7 protein-coding genes and 1 pseudogene are annotated in these 8,361 nt (G+C 66.5%); 2 read left to right on the top strand and 6 right to left on the bottom strand.

Going from position 1 to position 8,361, the window contains the following annotated elements; all coding sequences use genetic code 11:
• Together CVM52_RS21355 and CVM52_RS21350 are read right to left on the bottom strand one after the other, a co-directional pair.
• Window positions 1–148, bottom strand: a 148-nt coding sequence (locus CVM52_RS21355; protein WP_370741664.1) for an NTP transferase domain-containing protein, incomplete at its 3' end; no start/stop codon positions are given.
• 58 nt (window positions 149–206) lie between these two features.
• On the bottom strand, window positions 207–2,615 hold the full coding sequence (locus tag CVM52_RS21350; RefSeq protein ID WP_100164413.1) for a GcvT family protein: 2,409 nt from the start codon (window positions 2,613–2,615) through the stop codon (window positions 207–209).
• A 396-nt stretch (window positions 2,616–3,011) separates the two neighbouring features.
• Here CVM52_RS21350 and CVM52_RS21345 point away from each other — a divergent pair, with 396 nt between their 5' ends.
• Window positions 3,012–3,581 (top strand): NADPH-dependent FMN reductase, encoded by a 570-nt coding sequence (locus CVM52_RS21345; protein WP_100164412.1) that lies wholly within the window; start codon window positions 3,012–3,014, stop codon window positions 3,579–3,581.
• Window positions 3,582–3,680: 99 nt separating this feature from the next.
• A complete protein-coding gene (locus CVM52_RS21340; RefSeq protein ID WP_172721059.1) occupies window positions 3,681–4,976 on the top strand; it encodes a DUF2254 domain-containing protein in 1,296 nt (431 codons plus the stop codon).
• On the opposite strand, the gene CVM52_RS21335 is transcribed toward CVM52_RS21340, so the two are convergent.
• From CVM52_RS21335 to CVM52_RS21320, 4 genes and pseudogenes are all read right to left on the bottom strand, one after another.
• Entirely contained in the window at window positions 4,973–5,752 is a 780-nt protein-coding gene (locus CVM52_RS21335; protein WP_100164411.1) for a trypsin-like serine peptidase, read from the bottom strand. The two genes, CVM52_RS21340 and CVM52_RS21335, sit on opposite strands and share 4 nt — an antisense overlap.
• Window positions 5,749–7,056 carry an HlyC/CorC family transporter gene (locus CVM52_RS21330; RefSeq protein WP_100164410.1) on the bottom strand — a complete coding sequence of 436 codons (1,308 nt, stop codon included), beginning with the start codon at window positions 7,054–7,056 and terminating at the stop codon, window positions 5,749–5,751. The genes CVM52_RS21335 and CVM52_RS21330 overlap by 4 nt, the downstream gene beginning before the upstream one ends.
• Before the next feature lie 87 nt (window positions 7,057–7,143).
• Entirely contained in the window at window positions 7,144–8,097 is a 954-nt protein-coding gene (locus CVM52_RS21325) for a site-specific tyrosine recombinase XerD (protein ID WP_100164409.1), read from the bottom strand.
• A pseudogene (locus CVM52_RS21320) lies at window positions 8,094–8,361 on the bottom strand (hypothetical protein); the annotation flags it as partial. The gene CVM52_RS21325 and the pseudogene CVM52_RS21320, both read right to left, overlap by 4 nt.

Below are 8,361 nucleotides of genomic sequence, written 5' to 3'. Positions count from 1 at the left end.
GCAGGGCCACGATCACCGGGCCGGAAGTGGCGGCGCGGGCGATATCGGCCTGGCGCCGGATCAGCGGCCGGCCCTCGACGCGCTCCATCAGCTTGTCGCGGCCGCGCATCCGCGCGGATTGCCCGGCGGCGAGCAGCAGGATCGGCATGTCGGTGACCATGGCGCAAGACTATGCCCGCGCCGCTGGGGGCCGCAATGGCAAAGCGTCAGCCGCGCATACGTTCGCCCTCGGGGTCGAATAGCGGCGTGGTGATCAGCCGGGCGGGGCGCATCTGGCCCAGGATCTCGATCTCGGCCTCAAGCCCCTCGGCCAGCCTGTCACTGGGCACGAAGCCGATGGCGATGGATTTGCCGGCATGGTGGGAATAGCCGCCCGAGGTGCAGAAGCCGCGCACCGCGCCATCCAGCCAGATCGGTTCATAGCCCTGTACATCGGCATCCTCGGCGGCGACCTCGAAGCTGGCAAGCTTGCGGGACGGGCCGGTTTCACGCTCGGCCTCGGCCGCCTGTCTGCCAATGAAATCAACGTTTTTCTTGAACGAGATAAAGCGGTCCAGCCCGGTTTCCGCCGGGGTGTAATCCTGCGAGAATTCGCGCAGCCACGAGCCGAAGAACCGGTCGAGCCGCAGCGACATCATCGCCCGCATGCCGAAGGGCACCATGCCCAGCGGTTCGCCGGCGGCCCAGAGGGTCGCCCACAGCTGGCGCTGGGCCATCGGGTCGCAATAGATTTCATAGCCGAGGTCGCCGGTATAGCTGAGCCGCTGCACGATACAGTCGGTCATGCCGACCCGCATGTGCCGCACGTCAAGGAATTTCATGTCGGACAGGTCGGTGCCGGTGCAGGCCTCCAGAACCGCGCGCGCCTTCGGGCCGGCAATCTGGAAGCCGGTGCGCTGATCCGAGATATTCTCGACACTTACACCGTCTTCCTGATGTTGGTCGAACCAGCGCATGTGGAAGGCCTGGGCGCCATAGGAGGCGGTCAGCTGGTATTCGGTCTCGCTGAGGCAGGAGATGGTGAAATCGCCGATCAGCCGGCCCTTGGGCGACAGCATCGGCGTCAGGCTCACGCGGCCCGGCTGCGGCACCCGGCCGGCCATGATCCGGTCGAGCCAGGCGCGGGCATGGTCGCCGGTCACCCGGTATTTGCCGAAATTCTGCACCTCGTTGATGCCCACGCCCTGGCGCACGCCGCGCACCTCGCGCCCGGTGGCGTCAAAGGCGTCAGATCGGCGGAACGACGGGGTTTCATAGTCTGGCTCCCCGTCCCGGGCGAAATAGTTCACCACTTCCAGCCCGAATTGCTGGCCCCAGACCGCGCCCATCCGCGAGAAGATGTCATACATCGGCGTGGTGCGGTTGGGCCGCGCGGCGGGGCGTTCCTCGTTCGGGTAGGAGACGGAAAACCGTTTCTGGTAGAACTCGATCACCTTGGGCAGGGTATAGCCGGGGCTGATCCATTTGCCATAACGGGCGATGTCCAGGCTGAAGGTGTTCTGCTCGGTCTCGCCCTCGATCATCCATTGCGCCAGCATCAGCCCGACACCGCCGCCCTGGCTGAACCCGGCCATGACGCCGCAGGCGGACCAGTAGTTCCTGAGCCCCGGCACTGGGCCGACCAGCGGGTTGCCGTCGGGGGCAAAGGTGAAGGGGCCGTGGATCACCCGTTTCACCCCGGCGGTGCCGAGGATCGGGAAGCGGTCATAGGCGAAGGCGATGCTCTGTTCGATCTTGTCCAGGTCGTCGGGCAGCAGTTCGGCGCCGAAATCCCACGAGGTGCCGTTGACCGCCCAGGGGCGGCAGGGCTGTTCATAAAACCCGATGCACAGGCCGCGCCCTTCCTGGCGCAGATAGCTTTCGCCGCCGGGATCCAGCACATGCGGATGTTCGCTGTCGCGTTCGTAGATCTCGGGCAGGTCGTCGGTGACGAGATACTGATGCTCCATCGGGTGCAGTGGCAGGTAGACGCCGGCCATCGCCCCCACCTCGCGCGCCCACAACCCGCCGGCATTGACCACATGTTCGGCATGGATGGTGCCCTTGTCGGTCACCACGTCCCAGCTGCCATCGGGGCGCTGGTTGGTTTCGCGCACCATGCAATGGGTTTCGATGCTGGCGCCGCCCATGCGCGCGGCCTTGGCATAGGCATGGGTGGTGCCGGAGGGGTCCAGATGGCCATCCAGCGGGTCGAACAGTGCACCGACGATGCCATTGATATTGGTGATGGGGGCGCGTTTCTTGATCTCGTCGGGGCCGATCACCTCGGTCTCCAGCCCCATGAACCGGTGCTTGGCGCGCTCGGCCAGTATCATGTCGAAGCGGTCCTGGTTGTCGGCCAGGGTCAGCCCGCCGACATGGTGCAGGCCGCAGGACAAGCCGGTCAGCGCTTCCAACTCGCGATAGAGCTTGATGGTATAGCCTTGCAGCGCGGCCATGTTGGTATCGCCGTTCAGGGTGTGGAAGCCGCCCGCCGCGTGCCAGGTGGACCCCGAGGTCAGATCGGACCGTTCCAGCAGCATGACATCGGACCAGCCCAGCTTGGTCAGGTGATACAGGACGGAACAGCCGACAACGCCGCCTCCGATAACCGCGACACGCGTGGTGGTTTTCATGGGACCTCCGGGGGTTGGTGCTGGTGTCAACGTGGGCCGGGCGCCGGGGCGCGGCAAGCCGGATTGCGACATGAGGTGTCGCGATTAAGAGCTTGGCCTCGGGCGAGGGGGATGCGGCTGCCGCCGGAACCGGGGCTGGGCCGCGGAAAGACGGAACCATCAGGGGTTCCGCGCGTTGCCTTGGTTCAGCCCATCACGGATCACCAGTGTCACTGAGGCCGGCACGCTCGGGGCTGGGGCGCGCGTCGGAGTCCGAAGCTGGGGGCACAAGCCGCAAGGGGAAGGTTCAGCGTGAGATCGGCCGCCGGACTTAAACAATTTGCCCCCTGCTGCCTGCGCGCCACGTTTACACTGGCTTCAGGCTGACCCGCAGAGACCCAATCATCGGAGAAATTCATGTCACTCAAGCTCAAGATCATCATCGGCTCGACCCGGCCCGGACGTGTCGGACCCTCGGTTGCCTCATGGGTTCACGAGGCGGCAAAGGCGCAGGACGCCTTTGAGGTTGAGCTGGTTGAGCTGGCCGAGTTCGATCTGCCGCTGCTGGACGAGCCGAAACATCCGGCGATGCAGCAATATCAGCACGAGCACACCAAGCGCTGGAGCGCGGCGATGGCAGATGGTGACGCCTATGTGTTCGTGACGCCGGAATATGATTTCTTCGCGCCCGCCTCGCTGGTCAACGCGCTGCAATGCCTGGCGGTGGAGTGGCGCTATAAGCCGGCCGGCACGGTCTGCTATGGCGGCGTGTCGGGCGGGCTGCGGTCGTCGCAGGAGCTGCGGCAGCTGATCGGCAACAAGAATATGATGCCACTGCCGCAGGTGGTGCCGGTGCCGTTCGTTGCCAGCCATATCGACGAAGAGGGCAAGTTCAGCGCCACCGAGAAGATGAACGAAGGGCTGAAGAACATGTTCCGCGAACTGGCGAAATGGGCCGTGGCGCTGAAACCGATGCGGGAGAAGTGAGGTTCCCGGCTCGCAGACCCCTCGCGCTTCGGACGGCTGTGAATTGCCGCCGGCACCGTTAATATCCCTGCAACAGGGACGGCAGTGGCGGAGGCGCGCATGACCTTGACCCGGAAATGGCTGCGCGTGCTGCGCGGGTATCTGCGCATGCTGTGGGTGCGCGTCACCGGCATGGGGTTGCTGGCGGTGGTCACCGTGGGCTCGTCCCAGATCATCGAAGGGCTGTTGCCGCAGGAGGTGCAGAACCGGATCTCGATGGAATCGGCGGACCGGCTGCTGAATATCATCGCCAGCGCCATGCTGGCGGTGACGATCTTTTCGCTGACGGTGATGGTGTCGACCTATCAGGCGACCGCGTCGCAGTTCACCCCGCGCATTCATCAGTTGATCCGCGAAGACGCGATCACCCAGAATACGCTGGCCACCTTCATCGGCACCTATGTCTATGCGCTGACCGCCATCGTGCTGCGCGAGGTCGGTTTTTTCGGCGATGAGGGGGCGCTGGTGCTGTTCTGCGTGACGGTTCTGGTGCTGTCGCTGATCGTCTGGTCGCTGATCCACTGGATGCAGCATCTGCAGGTGCTGGGCAGCCTGATCGATTCCTGCCGCCAGATCGAAGAGATGACGCGGGCGCAGTTCCAGGAACGGCTGGACACGCCCTGCCTGGGGGCCAGGCCGATGACCGGGGCACCGCCCGAAGAGGGGGTCGAGATCACCACCGACCAGACCGGCCATATCCAGATCATCCATCCCGAGCCGCTGCAGCATCTGGCCGAAGAACTGGAGCTGGAAATCTACCTGCTGCACGAGATCGGCGCCTTTGTCTTCTACGGCGCGCCGCTGGTGCGGATCACCGGGCTGGAGGACAGCCCGAGCGAGGAGACGATGGACCGCCTGTGCCGGGTGGTGCGCAACAATATCGTCGTCGGCGTGGCGCGGAGTTTCGAGCAGGACCCGCGCTTTGGCCTGCTGACCATGGCGCAGATCGCCTCGAAGGCGCTGTCGCCGGGCATCAACGATCCCGGCACGGCCATCGACATCATCAACCGGTCGGGGCGCATCCTGTCGGTCTATCGCGATGAGACCGCCGAGGAGGACGAACCGCTGCATCCGCGCCTGCATGTGCGGCCGCTGGATCCGGATGACCTGATCGACGACGCGTTTTCGGCCATCGCCCGCGACGGGGCCGCCTTTCACGAGGTGCAGCAGCGGCTGCAAAAGGTGATGTCGGGGCTGATGCGGCATCCCGATCCGGGGCTGTGCAAGGCGGCGCGGCGGCAGGCGGGCGAGTTCCTGACCCGCGCGCTGGAAGGGATGGATTGGGAGCCCGACCGCGCGCGCCTGCGCGCCTCGGCAGAGGCGGGTCTGGAGCAGGACAACGCCGGTCCGGACTAGTCGGTCTGGGTTTCGCGCTGCACCGCCGCGGCAAAGGCGCTGGCGGAAATCGCCAGGCTGCGCACCTGGCCGTTCTCGACGGTGACGGCGGAAAGCAGGCCGGTGACCACCGTTTCGCCTTCGATCTCGGCCAGGATCGGCGCGCCGGAATCGCCGGTCATGGCGGGGCAGTCCAGCAGGAACAGCGGCGCCTGCGCCGGGTCTGGCGCGGCGCAATCCTCGGCAATCGACAGCACATGTTCGCGTAGACCGGCATAGCCGGCCAGTCGGGTGGGCCCGCCGCTGTCGTTCACCCGCACCGACAAAATACCCGCGCTTCGGCCCAGCGGCTGATCCAGCACCAGCAGCGCCCAGTCGGCGGTGCGGTCGGAATTGTTATAGCGGCCTAAAGGGTTTTGCGCCGGGTCCAGCACATAGCGGCGCACGGTGGAAACCGCCGCCGCCTCGCCCCGCTGATAGCCGAGGGCAAAGCGGATCGCCGAGGCTGGCATCCAGGCGTTTTCGCGGCCGTTATAGAGGCAATGCGCGGCGGTCAGCACCAGGCGTTCGCCCACCAGCGTGCCGGTGCAATGCAGGCGCACCGACACGCCGGCAAAATTCACCCGCCCCATGCTGCGCCAGGGCGTCGCCGTGACATCGGCGATGGCGCGCGCGCGGATCGCATCGCAGCCCATGTCGCGCGCCTGTCCCATGCCGCAGACCGGGTCCAGCCCGTCGGCGCGCGCGGCCAGCGCGGCAGCGCCCAGCAGCGCGGCAAGCACAAGCGAGCGGATCACAGCGGCCGGATGCGCAGCTTGGTCACCCGGTTGCCGTCGCGGTCCAGCACCTCGAAGCGGAAACCGTGGAAGGAAAACACCTGGCCGATGATCGGGATCGCCTGCGCCTCGTGAATGACCAGCCCGGCCACGGTGTTGGCTTCTTCATCGGGCAGCGTCCAGTCGGTGGCGCGGTTCAGGTCGCGGATGGTCATGCCGCCCTCGACGATATAGCTGCCATCGCCGCCGGCCTTCAGCGGGTGGTCGGCATCGGGGTCGAATTCGTCGGTGATCTCGCCGACGATCTCTTCCAGGATGTCCTCCAGCGTGATCAGCCCCTGCAGCGAGCCGTATTCGTCCACCACCAGTGCGAAATGCGTGCGCAGTTTCAGGAACTGGCGCATCTGTTCGTCCAGCGTGGTGGTCTCGGGCACGAAATAGGGCGGCATCGCCACATCTGTGATTCGGAACCGGCCCAGCGCGCTTGCATCGGCCTCGGCCCCGCTGACCATCGCATACATCGCGCGCAGCAGGTCCTTGGCATGGACCACGCCGATGATGTTTTCCACCTCGCCACGAAATACCGGCAGGCGGGTATGCGGGCTTTCCAGGCATTGCTGCAGGATCTCTCCGGCCTCTTTGTCGGCATCGATCATCTCGATGCCCGAGCGGTGCAGCATGATTTCTTCGACGGTGCGGTCGCCCAGGTCCAGCGCGCCCAGGATGCGGTCGCGGTCTTCCTTTTCGACAACGCCTTCGGAATGGCCCAGCTGCAGCGCGCCGGCGATTTCCTCGCGCACCGCCAGGATCTGGCTGTCGGGATCGACCTGCACGCCAAACAGCCGCAGCACCCCGCGCACCAGCAGCCGCACCGCGCCCACCACCGGGGCAAGCACCCGCACGATGATGCGGATGACCGGCGCCACCGTGGCCGCGGCGCTTTCGGAATAGATGATGGCATAGGTCTTGGGCAGCACCTCGGCGAAGATCAGCACCAGGAGGGTCATCACCAGCGTCGCCAGCGCCACGCCGCTGTCGCCGAACAGGCGGGTGAACAGCGAGGTGGCCAGCGAGGCCGCCATGATGTTGACCAGGTTGTTGCCCAGCAGGACCGAGCCGATCAGGCGTTCGTTATCCTCGGTGATCTTCAGCGCCGCCTCGGCGCCTTTCGAGCCCTTGTCGGCCTGCGCCCGAAGCTTGCCGCGCGAGGCGGCGGTCAGCGCGGTTTCCGACCCCGAAAAGAAGGCAGAGAGGACAAGCAGCAGCAGAATGGACCCGATCGTGATCCAGAAGGCGCTGTCCAGCGCGGATGCAGTTGTCTCCATGTTTCGGCTATCGGTCCCAGTGGCAGCAGATCACGTTATGGGGGCGCGGCGGCGCGCATTCAAGCGCCCGTCGCGCCGCGCGTCGATTCAGGTGTCGGAACGGCCACGCGCCAGCGGGTGATGATCATGCACCAGCTCGGCCAGCCGTTCGTCCAGCACATGGGTATAGATCTCGGTCGTGGCCACATCGGCATGGCCCAGCAGCGTCTGGATCGACCGCAGATCGGCGCCATTGGCCAGAAGATGGGTGGCAAAGGCATGGCGCAGGGTGTGTGGCGTCACCTTGGCGGGCGACACGCCGCCGGCGACGGCCAGTTCCTTGATCAGCAGGTAAAAGCGGTGCCGGGTCAGGTGGCCCGACTTGCCATGCGACGGAAACAGAAAGCGCGACGCCGGCTGGCCCTTGGCGCGCGCGCGGTCCTCTGCCGCATCGCGTTCGACCAGCCAGGCGGAGAGCGCCGCACGCGCCGGGGGCGACAGCGGCACCAGGCGTTCCTTGCCGCCCTTGCCCTGCACCAACAGCATGCGCGGGTCGCCGCGCGCCGCCGCGACCGGCAGCGCCACCAACTCGCTGACCCGCATCCCGGTGGCATAGAGCAGTTCCATCAGGCAGGTGTTGCGCAGGCGGTCGCTCTGGTTGCGCCCGGTGCTGCGGGCGGCGGCCAGCAGCCGGTCGACCTCGGGCACATCCAGGGTTTTCGGCAGGCGCTGGTCGCGGCCTGGCCCGCGGATCTGGATCGCCGGGTTGTCGCTGCGCCAGCCCTCGTCAAAGGCAAAACGGTAGATCTGCCGGATCGCCGACAGCCGGCGCGCGCGGGTGGATTTGGCCAGGCCCTGCGCGTCGCAATCGATCAGGTAGCTTTCGATCATCTCGCGGTCGGCGCGGGCGAAATCGCCGCCGCGTCCGGCCAGCCAGTCGGCAAAATCCTTCAGGTCGCGGCCATAGGCCAACTGGGTGTTGGTGGCGGCGCCCAGTTCGGCGGCCTGCGCGTCGAGAAAGGTGGCGATCCACCGCGCCGGGCTGGATGGGCCGCCGGTCATCCCTGCCGCTCCAGCAGCATCACCTGCAGCGCAGCGCGGCGGGCGATATCCTCCAGCCCGACGCTGCGGAAGGTGGCCAGCGCCGCGGTCAGGTCGGTTGGGTTGCCGGTGGCACCGCGGTCGAAATATTGCATCGCGATCAGGATCGCCTCGCCCAGCCGGCCATCGGCCAGCGCGCCGTCGATCCGTTGCGGCAGCAGCGGCTCCTCGGCAAAGCCGTCGGCAATGGCCAGGGCACGGCCGCCCGGCGCCGGCACGCTGCCG

Source organism: Pseudooceanicola lipolyticus, assembly GCF_002786325.1.
Classification (GTDB): Bacteria; Pseudomonadota; Alphaproteobacteria; order Rhodobacterales; family Rhodobacteraceae; genus Pseudooceanicola_C; species Pseudooceanicola_C lipolyticus.
Note: the sequence above shows the minus strand (reverse complement) of the source record. Positions and strands in the feature narration are given on the sequence as shown.